Raw genomic sequence first — 17,494 nt, 5'->3', positions numbered from 1 at the left:
AATGGGCAAACCGTCAGGAAACGTTTATTTTTGTAAATAAATTGTTTCCAACCTATCACCAGAACTAGTTATTCATGCACCCCCGCCGCCTTGCTGGGTTTTCGGAAACTTCCGAACGTCCAGCAATCCAGCGCGACAATCCGCCGCATGGCTTCCGCACCCGAACTCCCTCCCCTCAACCGCCAGTTCGTCGCCCACTTCGGCGAGATGGGCAGCAAGTGGGGCATCAACCGCACCGTCGGGCAGATCTACGCGCTGATCTTCCTGTCGGAGCGCGCGCTCAACGCCGACGAGATCGCCGAGCTGCTGGAGTTCTCGCGCTCCAACGTGAGCATGGGTCTGAAGGAGTTGCAGGCCTGGCGCCTCGTGCACCTGCGCCACCACGCGGGCGACCGCCGCGAGTACTTCGAGGCGCCGAAGGACGTGTGGGAAATCTTCCGCGTGCTGGCCGAGGAGCGTCGCCGCCGCGAGATCGAGCCCACGCTCTCGATGCTGCGCAACGCGCTGCTCGAGTCGCCCACGAGCGACGCCGAGCGCCACGCGCAGGCCCGCATGCGCGAGATGCACGACCTGATCGACCGGCTGATGAAGTGGTTCGACGACGTGCAGCGCCTGGCGCCTGAGACTGCGATGCAGCTCATGGGCATGGGCGCGACGGTGACGAAGGTGCTGACGCTGAAAGACCGCCTCACGGGCGGTGCGTCGAAGAAGAGCAAGGGCCCCGCGGGCGAAGACTGAGCCGCACCGCGAGGCAAAGAGGACGCTACGCCCTCACAGCCGTTCCTGCCCCTGCGGGGCTTCCGGCGTGCCGAGCTTTTCCTTGCGGATGGCCTCGTCGTCCATGAGTTCGTACCACATGGCGTTGAGCACGGCGAAGGCGGCTGCCAGGGGCAGGCCGAGGATCCAGGCGAAGTACCACATCTCTTTTTCCTTCCCGTTTCAGTAGGCGTGTCCGCTGTCGTCGCGGATGGCTTGTTCGTCGACCTTGCCCCACAGCACGTGGTAGACCCAGGTGGTGTAGGCAATGATGATCGGAATGAAGAAGACCGTGACCACCAGCATGATGAACAGCGTCAGGTGGCTCGACGACGAATCCCACACCGTGAGGCTGGCGCGCGGGTCGATCGACGAGGGCAGGATGAACGGGAACATCGACGCGCCCACGCTCAGGATGATGCCGGCGATGCCCAGCGCCGCCGTGAGCAGCGCCAGCACCGGCCGGCGCAGCACCAGTCCGAGCAGTGCGCCCAGCGTGCCGACGAAGCCTGCTGCCGGTGCGGTGAGGGTCCAGGGGTGCGCCGCGTAGTTGCCCATCCAGGCGCCCGCATGCAGCTCGACGGTCTTGAGCATCGGGTTCGACGGGCCCACGGTGTCGACCACGCTGCTGATGCGAAAGCCCCCGATGCCCATCGCCAGCCACACGCCGGCCAGCGCGTAGAACACGAGCGTGAGCACGGCCGCGACCATGCCGTAGCTGCGCGCGCGCTCGGCCACCGGGCCTTCCGTCTTGAGCAGCAGCCACGCCGCGCCGTGCATCACCAGCATCACCACCGACACCAGTCCGCAGAGGATGGCGAAGGGGTTCAGCAGGCCGAAGAAGCTGCCGTCGTAGAAGATGTGCATGTCGGTGCCGAAGCGGAACGGCACGCCCTGCAGCACGTTGCCCACGGCCACGCCGCAGATCAGCGCGGGCACAAAGCCGCTGAAGAACAGCACGCCGTCCCAGCGTGCGCGCCACTGCGGCGACTCGCGCTTGCTGCGGAACTTGAAGGCCACCGGCCGCAAGATGAGCGCCGACAGAATCACGAACATCGCCAGGTAGAAGCCCGAGAACGACACGGCATACAGCTGCGGCCACGCCGCAAAGACGGCGCCGCCGCCCAGGATCAGCCAGACCTGGTTGCCTTCCCACACCGGGCCCACGCTGTTGATGACCACGCGACGCTCGATGTCGTTGCGCGCCGCAAACGGCAGCAGCATGCCGGCGCCCAGGTCGAAGCCGTCGGTCACGGCGAAGCCGACGAGCAGCACGCCGATGAGCAGCCACCAGATGAAGCGCAGGGTGTCGTAGTCGAGGAGTGTGTGGAGGATCATGCGGCGCTCCCGGTCGAGGCAGAGGAGGAAGACACGGCGGCGCGCGCCGGCGGAATGTGCGAGCGGGTGTCGCCTTCAGTGGGCGCATGCTCGACCTCGGGGCCCTTCTGGATGGCCTTGAGCATCAGCTTCACTTCGATGATGAGCAGCGTCGTGTAGATCGCGATGAAGCCCGCGAGCGTGATCAACAGCGTCGTCACGCCCAGGTTCGACACGGCCACCGCGGTGGGCAGCACGCCTTCGATCACCCAGGGTTGCCGGCCGTACTCGGCCACCAGCCAGCCGGATTCAATGGCGATCCAAGGCAGCGGAATCGCCCACACCGCGACCTTGAGCAGCCAGCGGTGGCGGTCGAGCGCGCGGCGCGCCGACAGCACGAAGAAGGTGCCGGTCAACAGAATCAGCAGCATGCCGATGCCCACCATCACACGGAACAGCCAGAACAGCGGCGCCACCTGCGGCACGGTGTCCCATGCGGCCTTGGCGATCTGCTCGTCGGTGGCCTGGCGCGGGTCGTCCACGTAGCGCTTGAGCAGCAGCGCGTAGCCCATGTTGATGCCGTTCTCTTCGAAGTCGCCGCGCACGCCCTGCGTGACCTTGTCGGTGCCGCCGGCCTCGCGGATCTTCTGCAGCGCGTCGTAGGCCTTCAGGCCCTCGCGGATGCGGGCCTCCGCGCGCTTCACGAGCTCGTCGATGCCGGGCATCACGGTGTTGAGCGAGCGCGTGCCGATGAGGCCCATCACGGCCGGGATGTGAATGGCGTAGTGCGTTTCGCGCGCCTTCTGGTCGGGAAAGCCGATCACGGTGAAGGCGGCGGGCGCGGGTTGCGTTTCCCACATGCCTTCGATGGCCGCGAGCTTCATCTTCTGGTGTTCGCCCGACAGATAGCCGCTCTCGTCGCCGAGCACCGCCACCGACAGCGCGGCGGCCAGGCCGAACGACGCAGCCACGGTCATCGAGCGCTTCGCCAGTTCGATGTGGCGGCCCTTGAGCAGGTACCACGCCGACACGCCGAGCACGAACACCGCGGCGCACACATAACCGGCCGACACGGTGTGCACGAACTTGGCCTGCGCCACGGGGTTGGTCAGCACCGCCGCGAAGTCGGTCACTTCCATGCGCATGGTCGCGGGGTTGAAGGCCGCGCCCACGGGGTTCTGCATCCAGCCGTTGGCAATGAGAATCCACAGCGCCGAGAAGTTGGAGCCGATGGCCACGGCCCACGTTGCCGTGAGGTGGCCCACCTTGGAGAGCTTGTCCCAGCCGAAGAAGAACAGGCCGACGAAGGTCGCTTCCATGAAGAAGGCCATGAGCCCTTCGATGGCCAGCGGCGCGCCGAAGATGTCGCCGACGTAATGGCTGTAGTAGCTCCAGTTCATGCCGAACTGGAACTCCATCACGATGCCCGTGGCCACGCCCATCGCAAAGTTGATGCCGAACAGCACGCCCCAGAACTTGGTCATGTCGCGCCAGATGACGCGCCCGGTCATCACGTAGACCGTCTCCATGATGGCCAGGATGATCGACAGTCCGAGCGTCAATGGCACGAACAGGAAGTGGTACAGCGCCGTGACGGCGAACTGCAGGCGCGAGAGCGCGACGATGTCAAGGTCCATGGGGCTTCCTTTATGTGTTCTGTTCGTTCGTTGCTCGGTCGATCAATCGGGGCGCAGGCCGCGCAGTGCAGCCTCGAAGGCATCGGTGCCGCGGCGCAGGTCGGCCACGATGCGGCCCTGCGCCATGCACACGAGGCGGTCGGCCAGCGCGGCTTCGCGGCGCAGGTGCGTGGCGATCAGCAGGGTGCGCGAACCGGCCTGCTGCGCCAGGCGCTGCAGCACGTCGTGCGCGGTGGCGGCGTCGAGTGCCTCGGTCGGCTCGTCGAGCAGCCACAGCGGCACGGGCCGCAGCAGCAGCCGCGCGAGCGCGAGCCGGCGCGACTGGCCGCCCGAGAGGCCGAGGCCGCCTTCGCCCAGGCGCGTGTCGAGTCCGGTGGCCAGCGCGCGCACGTCGGCGTCGAGACCGGCGGCGTGCAGCACGGTCCAGAGGCGCTCGTCGCTGGCTTGCGGATCGGCAAGGCGCAGGTTGTCGCGCAGGCTGTCCTGGAAAAGTTCGGTGCGTTGGGTCAGCAGGCAGGCCGGTTGCGCCTGCACGTGGCCGGCGCGCGGCGTGAGGTCGCCGGCGATCACGGAGAGCAGCGTGGACTTGCCTGCGCCGCTGGCGCCGACCAGCGCGACGCGCTCGCCGACATTCAGATGCAGAGACACGCCGCTGAGCACTTCCACCAGGCTGCCGGGGTGCATGACGGTGAGCTGGTCGACCTGCACCGCTGCCGTCCGCTCGATGTGGGAGGGACGCGCACCCTCTTCCACCGACGGGTCCAGCCGCGGTGCCAGCCGACGCACCGCCAGCCACGTGCGACCTGCATCGAGCGCGCCACGCCGCAGCGCCGCGAACGGTTCGGTGGCGGTCAGTGCGATCAACAAGGCAAGCGCTGCGCCGGGTGCGCCGATCACGCCTTCGCTCACCAGCGCGCCCACGGCCAGCAGCACGCCGACCAACGTCAGGGTGCCGGCGCTGCCGTAGGCGAAACCAGCAGCGGCTTCGAGCTTGTTCAGCGCAAGGTCGGCCTGCGCGAGATGCGCGTCGGCATTCATCAGCGCGGCGCGCTGGGCGTCGAGCCGGCCGGCCATCGCGAGGTCGGCCTGGCCTGCGACCAGATCGACGGCGCGTGCGCGCAGCGCTTCCACGGCATGCGCGCGTTGCCGCGCCGGTTGTCGCGCACGCCGTGCGATGAAGTACGCCAGCCCCCAGCCGATGGCACAGAGCCAGAGCGCGATCGCCACGCCCATCCCCACATGCATGAAGCCGAGCACGATGCCGGCCAGCAACGCCGCGCCCAGCGCCGCAGCAGCAGGCACGAACAGGCGCAGGTAGAGCGACTCGAGCGCATCGATGTCGGACGTGAGGCGGAACAGCAGCCGCGCCGGCCGCATCAGCAAGTCGCGCGCGGCCTCGGGGCGGGCCCAGCCGCGGAACAGCCGCACGCGCAGCTCGGCGAGCACGGCGAAGGTGGCGTCGTGCGTGACAAGCCGCTCGCCGTAGCGCGACCCCGTGCGCCCGAGGGCGAGCAGCCGGATGCCAGCCGACGGCATGAAGACATCGAAAGTGAAAGCCGTGGCCGCGTGCAAACCGGCGAGCGCAGTCGCGGTGATGAACCAGCCCGACAGGCCCAGCAGCGCCATGCCCGCGAGCACGGTGACCGCAGCCAGCAGGCAGCCCAGCAGCAAGGCGCGCGGCTGCGTCGCGAGGAAGGGACGCAGCACGAGGCGCAGGTCGCGCCAGCGGGGAGCGTGGCTGCTCATGCGGCCTTCTCCACCAGCGGGTCGGGCCCGAGGCTCACGGTGCGGTCCATGCGCGCGGCCAGCACCGGGTCGTGGGTCGAGACGATCAATGTCCGGCCGCGTGCGAGCGTCACCAGCGCATCGGCCACACGCGCGGCAGTGGCGGTATCGAGGTGGGCCGTGGGTTCGTCGGCCAGGATCAGGTCGGCATGCGGATGCACCGCGACGCGCGCCAGCGCCAGCCGCACGGCCTCGCCGCCCGACAGGCCGCTGCCGCCCTCGCCCAGCGCGGTGCCCGGGTGGGCTTGCGCCACGTCGTCGAGCGCCGCGAAACGCATCGCATCGGCCACTTCGGGCGCGCCGATGTCGACACGGCCCAGCGCGACGTTGGCTTCGACCGAGCCGGCGAACACGTGGGGCTTCTGCCCCATCCACGCCGTGCGCTGGCGCAGTGCGGCAGCCGTGTGCTCGGTGAGCGGCACGCCGCCGATGGCGATCTCGCCATGCGTGACCGGCATCAGCCCCGCGAGCAGCGACAGCAGCGCGGTCTTGCCCGATCCGCTGGGGCCGGTCAGCGCGACATGCTCGCCGGCGCCGATGCGCAGCTCGTACCCGTCGAAGAGTGCTGCCGCCTCGCCGGGCCAGGTGAAATGCAGCCCGTGGACCATCACGGCGGGTGCGGCGCCCGCACCGGCGGCACCGGTGGCCGCGCGTGTGACCGCGACGCCCGCGCCGGGCAACGGCAGCGCGCCGCGTTGCAGATCGTCGAGCGCCTTCAACGCCGCCTCGCCCGCCGCGCGGTCATGCCACACCGCCGACAGCTCGCGCAGCGGCTCGAAGAACGCCGGCGCCAGCAACAGCACGAACAGGCCTTCGCCCAGGCTGAGCTGCTGGCCCCACGCGCCGAACCCAAGCGAGCCCAGCAGATGGAAGCCGATGTAGACCGCGACCAGCGCCACGCCCAGCGCCGAGAACAGCTCCAGCACCGCGGACGACAGGAACGCGATGCGCAACACCGCCATCGTGCGTTGGCGCAGCGACTGCGCGGACGCGCCGAGCCGGTCGGCCGTGGCATCGACTGCGTCGAGCGCACGCAATGTGGCGAGGCCGCGCAGGCGGTCGAGCAGGAAGGCGTTCATGCCGCCCATCTCGACCATCTGCGCCTCGCTGGCCGCCTTGGCGCGCCAGCCGACGATGGCCATGAAGATCGGAATCAGCGGCGCCGCCACCAGCAGCACCAACGCCGCGGCCCACGAGAACCAGGCCACCGCAGCGAGCAGGAAGAGCGGCACCACCGTCGCACGCCAGCGCGCGGGCTGATAGCGCACGAGGTACGGCACCAGCGCCTCCGCCTGTTCGGCGAGCACGCTGGCCGCAAGGCCGGAGGGCGCGCGTTCGCGGTCGAGCGGCGAGCCGCCTGCCAACGCGGTTGCGGTTTGTGCGCGGAAAGCGGTCAACTGCGCCCGTGCACGCCCGAAGGTGCGGCGCACGCCCCAGGCTTCGCAACCCGCGCGCAGCAGGCCCAGCAACAGGATGCCCACCGCCGGCCACAACACAGCGGCCATGCCCTCGCCGCTTGCCAGGCCCTGGACCGCCATCGCCAGCAACGCCGCCTGCGGCAACCACGCAAGCGCGGCGGCTCCCTGCACCACGCTGCCGATGTCGGGCGATGTGAGGGCCTTCAACGGCGACCGTGGCGGCGAATGTTCTGTCATTCCTTGAGTTTGTGTATTTTCAGTATTTACTGAAAGATTCACAATCATACACAACAGGGGCAGTTCGCGCAGACTGCCCGCTCTGAAGCCCGAAGGCAACAGATTTGCAAAGGAATGGGGAGAAAAAGGTCCACGCCCGAGCGGGCGCGGCGCGCTTCAGTACGACACGATGAGGCCGCTGACCAGCAATGCGGCAAAAAGTGTGCATACGCTGCGCAGCGAGGCCGGCCGGGCTTCGACCCCTCGGTACAACAGCACCGCGGCGCCCACCGACAGGCCGAAGGTCGCGACCATGCCAAGCAGATCGACCCACGGCCCGTGCGGCCCCAGGCCCGCCACCAGCGCATTCACGGCGAGCAGCACCGGGAAGTGGATCAGGAACAGCGAATACGAAATGCGCCCCAGCTGCTGCAGCGGCACGGCGGCTGCCGGCCAGTGCGCGGGCGACAGCCATTGCCGGCGTTGCGCCACCGCAATGAGCAGCGCAGTGACCAGCGCGATGGCGATGCGGCTGCGCCAGTCGATCATGAGCGCGCCCACGCCCACCAGCGCCAACAGCGCGACGGCGCCGTGCCAGGTGCTGGCGCGCGTGACGCGGCCGACCCAGAACGCCAGCATGCCGAGCCCGTAGGCGCCGAAGAAATAGAACGCGGTGTCGTCCAGCCGCGCCTGCCGGTTGAACAGCGCGAGCGAGGCCACGGCCACGATGAACACCAGCGCCACCGGCGCCCAACGCGCGGCCGACACCGGCTGCCGCAGCACGGCGGGCAGCCCGACCAGCGCGAGCGCGAGCGCAAACAGCTGGAAGTCGATGGCCACGTACCAGACGCCGGTCGACAGCGACTCGTAGTTCAACAGGTCCTGCAGCAGCAGGCCGTGGGCCAGCAGTTGGCCAAGGCTCGGCGTGGCCGGCACCACGTCTTCACCGAGCCACGGCCGCACCACGTCGGCCACCAGCACGCACACCGTGAGCGCCGCAAGGTACGGCATGACCAGCCGGGCGTAGCGCTGCAGGATGCGCGACACGGGCCGGTCGACGCGCAGCACGCCGTCGGGTGCGAGGCTCGCCGTGGCCAGAAAGCCGGCGATCACGAGGAACACCTGCACCGCGAGCCGGCCGTCGTCCGCCAGCCAGCCGAAGAAATCGGGCGCAAGCACCTGTGCGCCGGCCGGCATCGGGCCGTAGCGCGCGAGGTGGTGCCCGACGATCAGCGCACAGGCCAGGCCCTTGACCACGTCCAGCAGCGGCATGCGCCCCTGCCGCGCAGGCACGGCCCCGCCGCCACCGCTCGCAGCGAAGGTCGAGGCCGGTGCGTGCGTACGGTTCAAAGTGCCAATCGCTGTCGTGCTTCCTGGTATTCGCGCTTGAGCTTCTCGATGAAGGCGCCCGCGCTCGCCACTTCGGTGATGGCGCCGATGCCCTGGCCCGAGCCCCAGATGTCTTTCCAGGCCTTGGCCTTGCTGCCTTCGCCGCCGCCGAAGTTCATGGTCGTCACGTCGCCTTCGGGCAGGTTGGCCGGGTCCATGCCGGCCTTGACGATGCTGGGCGCCAGGTAGTTGCCGTGCACGCCGGTGAACAGGCTCGAGTAGACGATGTCGTCCGAGTTGCCGTCCACGATGGCCTGCTTGTAGTCGTCGCTCGCACGCGCCTCTTCGGTCGCGATGAAGGCGGTGCCGATGTAGGCGAAGTCGGCGCCCATGGCCTGCGCCGCGAGCACCGCGCCGCCCGAGGCGATGGAGCCCGACAGCGCGATCGGGCCGTCGAACCACTGACGGATTTCCTGCACCAGCGCGAACGGGCTCTTCACGCCCGCGTGGCCACCGGCACCGGCCGCCACGGCGATGATGCCGTCGGCGCCCTTCTCGATCGCCTTCTGCGCGAACTTGTTGTTGATGATGTCGTGCAAGGTCACGCCGCCGTAGCTGTGCACCGCGTCGTTCACGTCGGTGCGCGCGCCCAGCGAGGTGATCACGATCGGCACCTTGTACTTCACGACCATCTCCATGTCGTGCTCGAGGCGGTCGTTGCTCTTGTGCACGATCTGGTTGATGGCGAAGGGCGCGGCCGGCTTGTCGGGGTTGGCCTTGTTGTAGGCCGCGAGCTCTTCGGTGATCTCGATCAGCCACTCTTCGAGTTGCGCGGCCGGGCGGGCGTTGAGCGCCGGCATCGAGCCGACCACACCGGCCTTGCATTGCGCGATCACGAGCTTGGGGTTGCTGATGATGAACAGCGGCGAGCCGATGATCGGCAGCGGCAGGTTCGCCAGGACAGAAGGCAGCTTGGACATGTCGTCTCCGGAAAGGGGTTCGGTTTTATAAGAGCAAGGGGCCGCTGCCGCGCGTCAGATGGGCGACAGCGGCAGACGCGTCAGAACGCTTCGAGCGCCAGCGCCGTGACGCTGTCGGCGCCTTCGACGATGCTGTCGCGGATGCCCGGCACCTTGTTGAGGATGTGCTCGGCGTAGAAGCGCGCAGTGACGATCTTGGCTTGCATGAAGGCGACGTCGACGTTGTGCGAAGCCTGGTCCTGCGCCACGATCAGCGAACGCGCGAGCTGCCAGCCAGCCACGAGGTTCCCCGCGAGCATGAGGTACGGCACGCTGCCCGAGAACACGGCGTTCGGCGAAGCCTTGGTCTGGCCAGCGACGAAGTCGACCACGTCAATGAACGCAAGGCGCGCAGCGGTCAGGCGCTTGAGCACGGCGGCGGCTGCAGCGCTGTCGCTCCTGGCGAGCTCGGCCTCGGTCTTCTCGATCTGCGCGGCAATTGCCTTGGCCGTCTGGCCGCCGTCGCGCGCGGTCTTGCGGCCCACGAGGTCGTTGGCCTGGATCGCGGTGGTGCCTTCGTAGATCGTCAGGATCTTCGCGTCGCGGTAGTACTGCGCCGCACCCGTCTCTTCGATGAAGCCCATGCCGCCGTGCACCTGCACGCCCAGCGAAGTCACTTCGAGGCTCATCTCGGTGCTGTAGCCCTTCACGAGCGGCACCATGAATTCGTAGAAGGCCTGGTTCTGCTTGCGCGCGTCGGCATCGGGATGGTGGTGCGCGGCGTCGTAGGCGGCGGCGGCCACCGAGGCCATCGCGCGGCAGCCTTCGGTGTAGGCGCGCATCGTCATCAGCATGCGCTTCACATCCGGGTGATGAATGATGGGTGCGCTGGCGTTGATGGAGCCATCGACCGGGCGGCTCTGCACGCGATCTTTCGCGTAGGCCACGGCGTGTTGATACGCCCGCTCGGCAATAGCGATGCCCTGCATGCCCACGGCGTAGCGGGCCGAGTTCATCATGATGAACATGTACTCGAGGCCGCGGTTTTCCTGGCCCACGAGGTAACCGACGGCGCCGCCGTGGTCGCCGTACTGCAGCACGGCGGTCGGCGAGGCCTTGATGCCCATCTTGTGCTCGATGCTCACGCAGTGCACGTCGTTGCGCGCACCGAGCGAACCGTCGGCGTTGACCATGAACTTCGGCACCACGAACAGGCTGATGCCCTTCACGCCTTCGGGTGCGCCGCTCACGCGGGCCAGCACGAGGTGCACGATGTTCTCGGCCATGTCGTGCTCACCGTAGGTGATGAAGATCTTGGTACCGAACACCTTGTAGGTGCCGTCGGGCTGCGGCTCGGCGCGGCTGCGCACCATGGCCAGGTCGCTGCCGGCCTGCGGCTCGGTGAGGTTCATCGTGCCGGTCCACTGGCCGCTCACGAGCTTCTCGAGGTAGATGGCCTTGAGCTCGTCGGAGCCGGCGGTGAGCAGCGCCTCGATGGCGCCGTCGCTCAGCAGCGGGCACAGCGCGAAGCTCATGCTGGCCGAGTTGAGCATCTCGCCGCAGGCCGCGCCGATGGTCTTGGGCAGGCCCTGGCCGCCGAAGTCCGCCGGATGCTGCAAGCCTTGCCAGCCGCCCGACACGTACTGCGCGAAGGCGTCCTTGAAGCCCTTGCTGGTGGTGACTTCGCCGTCCTTGAAGGACGAGGGGTTGCGGTCGCCTTCGACGTTGAGCGGCGCCACCACGTCCTGGTTGAAGCGCGCGCACTCTTCGAGCACGGCCTGCGCGGTTTCGAGGCCGGCGTCTTCAAAGCCGGGCAGCTTGGCGATCTCGCCGATGTTGGCCAGATGCTCGATGTCGAACAGCATGTCCTTGAGGGGGGCGGTGTAGCTCATGTCTCTTCTCTCCAGAGGCCGCAGCGGATGCGGCAGATGTAAAAAAGGCATCGCGAACGATGCCTTCTGGCTCAATGCGCTGAAGCGATCAGAGCGCCTTCACGAGTTCCGGCACGGCCGTGAACAGGTCGGCCACGAGGCCGTAGTCGGCCACGCTGAAGATCGGGGCTTCTTCGTCCTTGTTGATCGCGACGATGACCTTCGAGTCCTTCATGCCGGCCAAGTGCTGGATGGCGCCCGAGATGCCTGCGGCGATGTACAGCTGCGGCGCGACGATCTTGCCGGTCTGGCCCACTTGCCAGTCGTTCGGCGCGTAGCCTGCGTCGACGGCTGCGCGGCTGGCACCGAGGCCTGCGTTCAGCTTGTCGGCCAGCGGGGCCATCACTTCGGTGAACTTCTCGGCGCTGCCCAAGGCACGGCCACCGGAGACGATGATCTTGGCGGCGGTCAGTTCGGGGCGCTCGCTCTTCGTGACTTCACGGCCGACGAAGCTGCTCTTGCCACTGTCTGCGACGCCTTCAGCGGTTTCAACGGTGGCGCTGCCACCGGTGGCGGCTGCGGCGTCGAAGCCGGTCGTGCGCACGGTGATCACCTTGGTGGCGTCGGTGCTTTGCACGGTGGCGATCGCGTTGCCGGCGTAGATCGGGCGCTCGAAAGTATCCGGGCTGTCGACCTTGGTGATGTCGGAGATCTGCGCCACGTCCAGCTTGGCAGCCACGCGGGGAGCCACGTTCTTGCCGTTGGCGGTCGAGGGGAACAGGATGTGGCTGTAGTTGCCGGCGATGGCCAGGACTTGAGCAGCGACGTTTTCAGCGAGGTTCTCGGCCAGGCTCGGGCTGTCGGCCACGATGACCTTGGACACGCCGGCGATCTGTGCGGCGGCCTTGCCGGCTTCGGCGGCATTGGCACCGGCCACGAGCACGTGGACGTCGCCACCGCAGGCCAGTGCTGCAGTCACGGTGTTGAGGGTCGCGGGCTTGACGGTCGCGTGGTCGTGTTCGGCAATAACAAGTGCGGTCATGTTCAGATCACCTTCGCTTCGTTCTTCAGTTTGTCCACCAGCGTTGCAACGTCAGGCACCTTGATGCCGGCACCACGCTTCGGCGGCTCGCTGACCTTCAGGGTCTTCAGGCGGGGCTTCACATCCACGCCCAGGTCTTCAGGCTTGAAGACGTCGAGCGTCTTCTTCTTGGCCTTCATGATGTTGGGCAGCGTCACATAACGCGGCTCGTTCAGGCGCAGGTCGGTCGTGATGACCGCGGGCAGCGTGAGCGTCAGCGTTTCCATGCCGCCGTCCACTTCGCGTGCCACGGTGACTTTGTCAGCGGCGAGGTCGACCTTCGAGGCGAAGGTGGCTTGCGGCAGGTCGGCGAGTGCAGCCAGCATCTGGCCCGTTTGATTCGCGTCGTCATCGATGGCTTGCTTGCCGAGGATGATGAGCTGTGGCTGTTCCTTGTCGACCAGCGCCTTGAGCAGCTTGGCAACCGCCAGCGGCTGCAGCTCTTCAGTGGTCTCGACCAGGATGCCGCGATCGGCGCCGATGGCCATCGCGGTGCGCAGGGTTTCCTGGCACTTGGCATCACCGCAGGACACGGCGATGACTTCGGTCACGATGCCCTTTTCCTTCAGCCGAACCGCTTCTTCGACAGCGATCTCGTCGAAGGGGTTCATGCTCATCTTGACGTTGGCAATGTCCACCCCGGTGCCGTCGCTCTTGACGCGCACCTTCACGTTGTAATCGACGACCCGTTTGACAGGCACAAGAACCTTCATTGACTTGACTCCATTGGATTGCAAAAAGGGGGGCTTCGAGAGCAGCCTGCCATTTTAGGACGCCGGCCTTGGCTGCCTCTCCATTCTTCTTGTCGGCCTCGAAGGTCGAAAAAAGAACGATCGTGCTTTTCCGTGATTATAAAACAGCAGGAGGCGCTGCGGCCACACCCGCCGGCAAAGATTCCACTCGCAGCACGCGCTGCGGATAGGGAATGTCAATGCGGGCGGCCCGCAGTCCTTCGAGGATGGCGATGTTGATGGCCGAGCGCACGTTGTCCTTGCCCTTGTCAGGGTCGGCCACCCAGAAGTTCAGGCTGAACTCCAGGCCGTCGGGCGCGAAGGTGACCAGGTAGGCGACGGGCGCCGGGTCGGTCATGACGCGCGGCTGGGCCTTGGCGGCGTCGCACAGGATGCCCTGCACCTGCGCCACGTCGCTCTCGTAGCCGACGACAATGTTGGTCGTGATGTTGAACTTGCGGTCGGCCAGCGACAGGTTTTCGACCCGGCCGGTGATGAGCGATTCGTTCGGCACGATAGCCTCGCGCCCGTTGCCCGCGCGAATGAGCGTGTAGCGCGTCTTGATGTCGGTGATGCGGCCTTCGAAGGTGTCGACCTTCACGTTGTCGCCGATGCGGATCGAGCGCTCCAACAGGATCACGAAACCGCTCACATAGTTGGCCGCCAGCTTCTGCAGGCCGAAGCCCAGGCCCACGCCGAGCGCGCCGCCCAGCACCGACAGCGCCGTGAGGTCGACCCCCACGGCCGACAGCGCGAACAAGAGGCCGATCAGCAGCAGGAAGGCGCGCACCGCGTTCGACGCCACCTTGCGCATCGACAGGTCGCTCACGGCCTCGCGCAGGATGCGCTTCTCGATAGTGCTGGCAATCCACAGCGCAATCATCAGCACCAGCCCGGCGGACAGCGCGCCCTGGATGATGGTCTGCAGGCTCACGCGCGTCTTGCCGAAGGCCAGCGTGATGTCGTCGAGCTCGGCCAGCACCGGCGGCAGCAGACCGACGATCCACAGCACGGCGGCGATCCAGGCCAGCCACGAGATGGTGCGTTCGATCAGCCGCACCAGGCTGGAGGTCGGGAACACGGCGCGCAGCACCCGCGCGAACAGCCGGATGACCGCCAGCGACAGGAACACCGGCACGGCGATACGCAGCACCAGCACCACGGGCAGCAGGTCGAGCGCCACGCGGCGCGCAATGCCGGTGAGCACCAGTGCGAGCAGCGGGAACAACAGGCCGTCGAAGGTGCGCTCGCCGAACCAGATCGAGTCTTTCGGTTGGTCGCGGCCGAACCATTTGCACACGGCCCATGCCACGGCCACGCAGGTCACGAGCACGGCCAGTTCGATGCCCAGGCCGTGCGCGTCGACCTGTTTCAGGCGCAGAAGGAAGTCGTCGAAATTGAAATTCATCGATGAAGAAAACATGGCGCCCCGTGGGCGCCGTCTGCGTTAGAGGTCTGCCAGCACGCGGATGTGCGCTTCCACGCTGCGCGCCAGGGCGTCGAGGTGATAGCCGCCCTCGAGCAGCGAGACGATGCGCCCGCGCGCATGGCGCTTGGCGACATCGCGCACACGGCCGGTGATCCAGGCGAAGTCGTTTTCGTTGAGGCCGAGCTGGCCGAGTTCGTCTTCGCGGTGGGCGTCGAAACCGGCGCTGATGAAGACCATCTGCGGCTTGAAGGCATCAAGCCGCGGCATCCAGATCGCCTCGACCAGCTCGCGCACGTCCATGCCCTTGGTGTAGGCCGGGATCGGCAGGTTCAGCATGTTCGAGGCCGGGTGCTCGGTGCCGCTGTACGGATAGAACGGATGCTGGAAGAACCCGACCATCAGCACGCGCGGGTCGTTCGACAGGATGTTCTCGGTGCCGTTGCCGTGGTGCACGTCGAAATCGACGATGGCCACGCGGTCCAGGCCGTGCACTTCGAGCGCATGCCGTGCGGCAATGGCCACGTTGTTGAAGAAGCAGAAGCCCATGGCCTGCTCGCGGCAGGCATGGTGGCCCGGCGGGCGCACGGGGCAGAAAGCGTTCTCGATCTCGCCGGCCATCACGGCATCGGTCGCCGCAACGGCGGCGCCGGCGGCGCGGCGCGCGGCCAGCAGGGTGAAGCGGGTCAGCACGGTGTCGGGGTCGACCTGCGCGTGGTCGGGGCCGCCGGCGGGCGCGTCGGCCACGAGGCGCTGCTGCAGTTCCTCGAGGTGCTCGACATGCGCGTGGCTGTGGGCCCGGGTGATCTGTTCCAGCGTGGCCAGGGGCACTTCGCCCCGCGCCAGCGCGTCGCCGACGCCGGTCAATAACAACCGGTCTTCGATGGCATCCAGCCGCTCGGGGCATTCGGGATGCCCGTTGCCCATGTCGTGCTTCCAGAAGTCGCGATGCGTGAAGTAGCCTGTCTTGCCCATCTCTCGCCGTGTCTCGTGTCGTCGCGTCTAGACCTCACACGGCATGGGGCCGCAAGGTCTTACGGTATCGTTTGCATATGGATACAAATATGGACGTAGCCGCGAAGCTAGCCTCTTTGCTGAGTCAGCTTAACACGGTGATTGTTGGCAAAGATGCCCAAGTGCGCGACTGCGTGGCCTGCTTGCTGGCCGGCGGGCACCTGCTGATCGAGGACGTGCCGGGGGTCGGCAAGACCACCCTGGCCCATGCGCTCTCGCACACATTCGGCCTGCAGTTCTCGCGCGTGCAGTTCACGGCCGACCTGATGCCGGGCGACCTGTCGGGCGTGGCGATCTACGACCGGGGCCAGCAGGCCTTCGTGTTCCACCCCGGGCCAATCTTTGCGCAGGTGCTGCTGGCGGACGAAATCAACCGCGCCAGCCCCAAGACCCAGAGCGCGCTGCTCGAGGCGATGGAAGAAAAGCAGGTCACGGTCGAGGGCGAGACCCGCCCCCTGCCCACGCCCTTCTTCGTGATCGCCACGCAGAACCCGCAGGACCAGCTCGGCACCTTCGCGCTGCCCGAGTCGCAGCTCGACCGCTTCCTGATGCGCATCTCGCTGGGCTACCCCGACCGCGCCGCCGAGCGCCAGCTGCTCGCGGGCGCCGACCGCCGCGAGATGCTCGCCGGCCTGCCCGCCCTGCTGACCGCCGGCGAACTCACCGCCCTGCAGCAGCGCGTGCAGCAGGTGCATGCGGCCGAGCCGCTGCTGAACTACCTGCAGGACCTGATCGCCGCGACCCGCTCGGGCCGCTGGTTTTTGCAGGGCCTGTCGCCGCGCGCGGGCATCGCCGTGCTGCGCGCCGCCAAGGCGCAGGCGCTGCTGGCCAACCGCAGCTACGTGGCGCCCGACGACATCCAGGCCGTGCTGCCGCAGACGATCGCGCACCGCCTCACGCCCGTCGGCGACGCGGGCCGCGGCGCTGTCGAACAAGTGCGGGCCATGATCGCCGCGGTGCCGCTGCCGTGAACCCTGTCGGCGTCCTGCGCTCGCGCATCGACGGCTGGCTTCTTTCGCGCCGGCTGCCGTCGGACACGCTCGAACTCACCCAGCGCAACGTCTTCATCCTGCCGACACGCGCCGGCTGGACGCTGGCGGCCACGCTGCTGGTGCTGCTGGTGGCGTCGATCAACTACCAGCTCAACCTGGGCTACCTGCTGACCTTCCTGCTGGCCGGCAGTGTCGCGGTGGGCATGCATGTGTGCCACGCCACCTTGCGCGGGCTGGCGCTGCGCATGGTGCCGCCCGAGGCGCAGTTCGCAGGCGCCGCGGCGGTGTTCCGCGTGGTGCTGCACAACACGCGGCGCAGCGTGCGCTACGGCATCGGCATGGCGGTGCGCGGCAGCGGCCAGTGGGCCTGGACCGACGTGCCGGCCGAAGGCACGTCCACCGTGGAGATCGCCTTCCAGCCCGAGCGGCGCGGCCTGCATCCGGTGCCGCCGCTGACGGCCGAGACCCGCTTTCCGCTCGGCACCTTCCGCGTGTGGTCGGTTTGGCGGCCGGCCGCGCAGATGCTCGTGTACCCGACGCCCGAAGCGCATCCGCCGCCGTTGCCGCCGGGCGAACCGCTCTCGGGGCCCGCCGCCGCGTCGGCCGCGATGCGGGCGCAGAACGCCGGCGAGTACGACGGCGTGCGCGCCTACCGCCGCGGCGACCCGCTCAAGCTCGTGGTCTGGAAGAAGGCCGCGCGCGCGCAGGCCAACGGCTCCGAAGACCTCGTGAGCCGCGACACGCAGCACACGCAGCGCGAAGAACTCTGGCTCGACGCGCAGGCCGCCGCACTGCCCGACAACGAGGCCCGCCTCTCGCGCCTGTGCGCCTGGGTGCTGATGGCCGACCGGCTCGGCGTGGACTACGGCGTGCGCGTGGCCGGGCGCACGGTGAACCCGTCACAGGGCGAAGCGCACCGGCGTGCCTGCCTCGAGGCGCTGGCGCTGTGCGCATGAACGAGG

15 protein-coding genes are annotated in these 17,494 nt (G+C 67.9%); 3 read left to right on the top strand and 12 right to left on the bottom strand.

Annotation, left to right across the window (positions count from 1 at the left end):
- Window positions 1-147: 147 nt before the first annotated feature.
- On the top strand, window positions 148-738 hold the full coding sequence (locus CLU95_RS26675) for a GbsR/MarR family transcriptional regulator (RefSeq protein WP_099796376.1): 591 nt from the start codon (window positions 148-150) through the stop codon (window positions 736-738).
- A gap of 33 nt (window positions 739-771) precedes the next feature.
- Here CLU95_RS26675 and cydX read toward each other — a convergent pair whose 3' ends face one another.
- The 12 genes from cydX to CLU95_RS26615 form a co-directional block, all read right to left on the bottom strand.
- Window positions 772-921 carry a cytochrome bd-I oxidase subunit CydX gene (cydX, locus tag CLU95_RS26670; RefSeq protein WP_095744810.1) on the bottom strand — a complete coding sequence of 50 codons (150 nt, stop codon included), beginning with the start codon at window positions 919-921 and terminating at the stop codon, window positions 772-774.
- Between the two features lie 18 nt (window positions 922-939).
- The gene (gene cydB / locus CLU95_RS26665) at window positions 940-2,094 is read right to left on the bottom strand and encodes a cytochrome d ubiquinol oxidase subunit II (RefSeq protein WP_099796375.1); all 1,155 of its coding nucleotides are present in this window, start codon (window positions 2,092-2,094) and stop codon (window positions 940-942) included.
- Complete coding sequence (locus CLU95_RS26660) at window positions 2,091-3,710, bottom strand: cytochrome ubiquinol oxidase subunit I (protein WP_099796374.1); 1,620 nt, start codon at window positions 3,708-3,710, stop codon at window positions 2,091-2,093. Before CLU95_RS26660 ends, cydB begins: the two co-directional genes overlap by 4 nt.
- Window positions 3,711-3,752: 42 nt before the next feature.
- Window positions 3,753-5,456, bottom strand: coding sequence for a thiol reductant ABC exporter subunit CydC (gene cydC, locus CLU95_RS26655; protein ID WP_099796373.1), 1,704 nt, complete (start codon window positions 5,454-5,456; stop codon window positions 3,753-3,755).
- The gene (gene cydD, locus CLU95_RS26650; RefSeq protein WP_099796372.1) at window positions 5,453-7,150 is read right to left on the bottom strand and encodes a thiol reductant ABC exporter subunit CydD; all 1,698 of its coding nucleotides are present in this window, start codon (window positions 7,148-7,150) and stop codon (window positions 5,453-5,455) included. The genes cydC and cydD overlap by 4 nt, the downstream gene beginning before the upstream one ends.
- A 156-nt stretch (window positions 7,151-7,306) precedes the next feature.
- A complete protein-coding gene (locus CLU95_RS26645) occupies window positions 7,307-8,401 on the bottom strand; it encodes an acyltransferase family protein (RefSeq protein WP_099796371.1) in 1,095 nt (364 codons plus the stop codon).
- A 74-nt stretch (window positions 8,402-8,475) separates the two neighbouring features.
- Entirely contained in the window at window positions 8,476-9,438 is a 963-nt protein-coding gene (locus CLU95_RS26640; RefSeq protein WP_099796370.1) for an NAD(P)H-dependent flavin oxidoreductase, read from the bottom strand.
- 80 nt (window positions 9,439-9,518) lie between these two features.
- Entirely contained in the window at window positions 9,519-11,309 is a 1,791-nt protein-coding gene (locus CLU95_RS26635) for an acyl-CoA dehydrogenase (protein WP_099796369.1), read from the bottom strand.
- An 88-nt stretch (window positions 11,310-11,397) separates the two neighbouring features.
- Complete coding sequence (locus CLU95_RS26630; protein WP_099796368.1) at window positions 11,398-12,330, bottom strand: electron transfer flavoprotein subunit alpha/FixB family protein; 933 nt, start codon at window positions 12,328-12,330, stop codon at window positions 11,398-11,400.
- 2 nt (window positions 12,331-12,332) lie between these two features.
- Entirely contained in the window at window positions 12,333-13,082 is a 750-nt protein-coding gene (locus CLU95_RS26625; RefSeq protein ID WP_099796367.1) for an electron transfer flavoprotein subunit beta/FixA family protein, read from the bottom strand.
- 136 nt (window positions 13,083-13,218) lie between these two features.
- Window positions 13,219-14,508: a mechanosensitive ion channel family protein gene (locus CLU95_RS26620; RefSeq protein ID WP_099796366.1), complete on the bottom strand. Its 1,290-nt coding sequence runs from the start codon at window positions 14,506-14,508 to the stop codon at window positions 13,219-13,221.
- A 39-nt stretch (window positions 14,509-14,547) separates the two neighbouring features.
- Window positions 14,548-15,501 carry a histone deacetylase family protein gene (locus tag CLU95_RS26615; RefSeq protein ID WP_099796365.1) on the bottom strand — a complete coding sequence of 318 codons (954 nt, stop codon included), beginning with the start codon at window positions 15,499-15,501 and terminating at the stop codon, window positions 14,548-14,550.
- A gap of 89 nt (window positions 15,502-15,590) precedes the next feature.
- Here CLU95_RS26615 and CLU95_RS26610 point away from each other — a divergent pair, with 89 nt between their 5' ends.
- Window positions 15,591-16,511 (top strand): AAA family ATPase, encoded by a 921-nt coding sequence (locus tag CLU95_RS26610; protein ID WP_099796364.1) that lies wholly within the window; start codon window positions 15,591-15,593, stop codon window positions 16,509-16,511.
- A complete protein-coding gene (locus tag CLU95_RS26605; RefSeq protein WP_099796363.1) occupies window positions 16,508-17,488 on the top strand; it encodes a DUF58 domain-containing protein in 981 nt (326 codons plus the stop codon). Before CLU95_RS26610 ends, CLU95_RS26605 begins: the two co-directional genes overlap by 4 nt.
- Window positions 17,489-17,494 lie beyond the last annotated feature (6 nt).

The organism is Variovorax sp. 54 (assembly GCF_002754375.1).
Lineage (GTDB): Bacteria > Pseudomonadota > Gammaproteobacteria > Burkholderiales > Burkholderiaceae_C > Variovorax.
This window is presented reverse-complemented; position numbering and strand designations above follow the sequence as displayed.

Excerpts from the sequence above, each read along its gene's own strand:
- CLU95_RS26630 (WP_099796368.1), bottom strand. The coding sequence starts at position 12,330 with ATGACCGCACTTGTTATTGCCGAACACGACCACGCGACCGTCAAGCCC.
- cydD (WP_099796372.1), bottom strand. The coding sequence starts at position 7,150 with ATGACAGAACATTCGCCGCCACGGTCGCCGTTGAAGGCCCTCACATCG.
- CLU95_RS26620 (WP_099796366.1), bottom strand. The coding sequence starts at position 14,508 with ATGAATTTCAATTTCGACGACTTCCTTCTGCGCCTGAAACAGGTCGAC.
- CLU95_RS26615 (WP_099796365.1), bottom strand. The coding sequence starts at position 15,501 with ATGGGCAAGACAGGCTACTTCACGCATCGCGACTTCTGGAAGCACGAC.
- CLU95_RS26675 (WP_099796376.1), top strand. The coding sequence starts at position 148 with ATGGCTTCCGCACCCGAACTCCCTCCCCTCAACCGCCAGTTCGTCGCC.
- CLU95_RS26625 (WP_099796367.1), bottom strand. The coding sequence starts at position 13,082 with ATGAAGGTTCTTGTGCCTGTCAAACGGGTCGTCGATTACAACGTGAAG.
- CLU95_RS26660 (WP_099796374.1), bottom strand. The coding sequence starts at position 3,710 with ATGGACCTTGACATCGTCGCGCTCTCGCGCCTGCAGTTCGCCGTCACG.
- CLU95_RS26645 (WP_099796371.1), bottom strand. The coding sequence starts at position 8,401 with ATGCCGCTGCTGGACGTGGTCAAGGGCCTGGCCTGTGCGCTGATCGTC.
- cydX (WP_095744810.1), bottom strand. The coding sequence starts at position 921 with ATGTGGTACTTCGCCTGGATCCTCGGCCTGCCCCTGGCAGCCGCCTTC.
- cydC (WP_099796373.1), bottom strand. The coding sequence starts at position 5,456 with ATGAGCAGCCACGCTCCCCGCTGGCGCGACCTGCGCCTCGTGCTGCGT.
- CLU95_RS26635 (WP_099796369.1), bottom strand. The coding sequence starts at position 11,309 with ATGAGCTACACCGCCCCCCTCAAGGACATGCTGTTCGACATCGAGCAT.
- CLU95_RS26640 (WP_099796370.1), bottom strand. The coding sequence starts at position 9,438 with ATGTCCAAGCTGCCTTCTGTCCTGGCGAACCTGCCGCTGCCGATCATC.
- CLU95_RS26610 (WP_099796364.1), top strand. The coding sequence starts at position 15,591 with ATGGACGTAGCCGCGAAGCTAGCCTCTTTGCTGAGTCAGCTTAACACG.
- cydB (WP_099796375.1), bottom strand. The coding sequence starts at position 2,094 with ATGATCCTCCACACACTCCTCGACTACGACACCCTGCGCTTCATCTGG.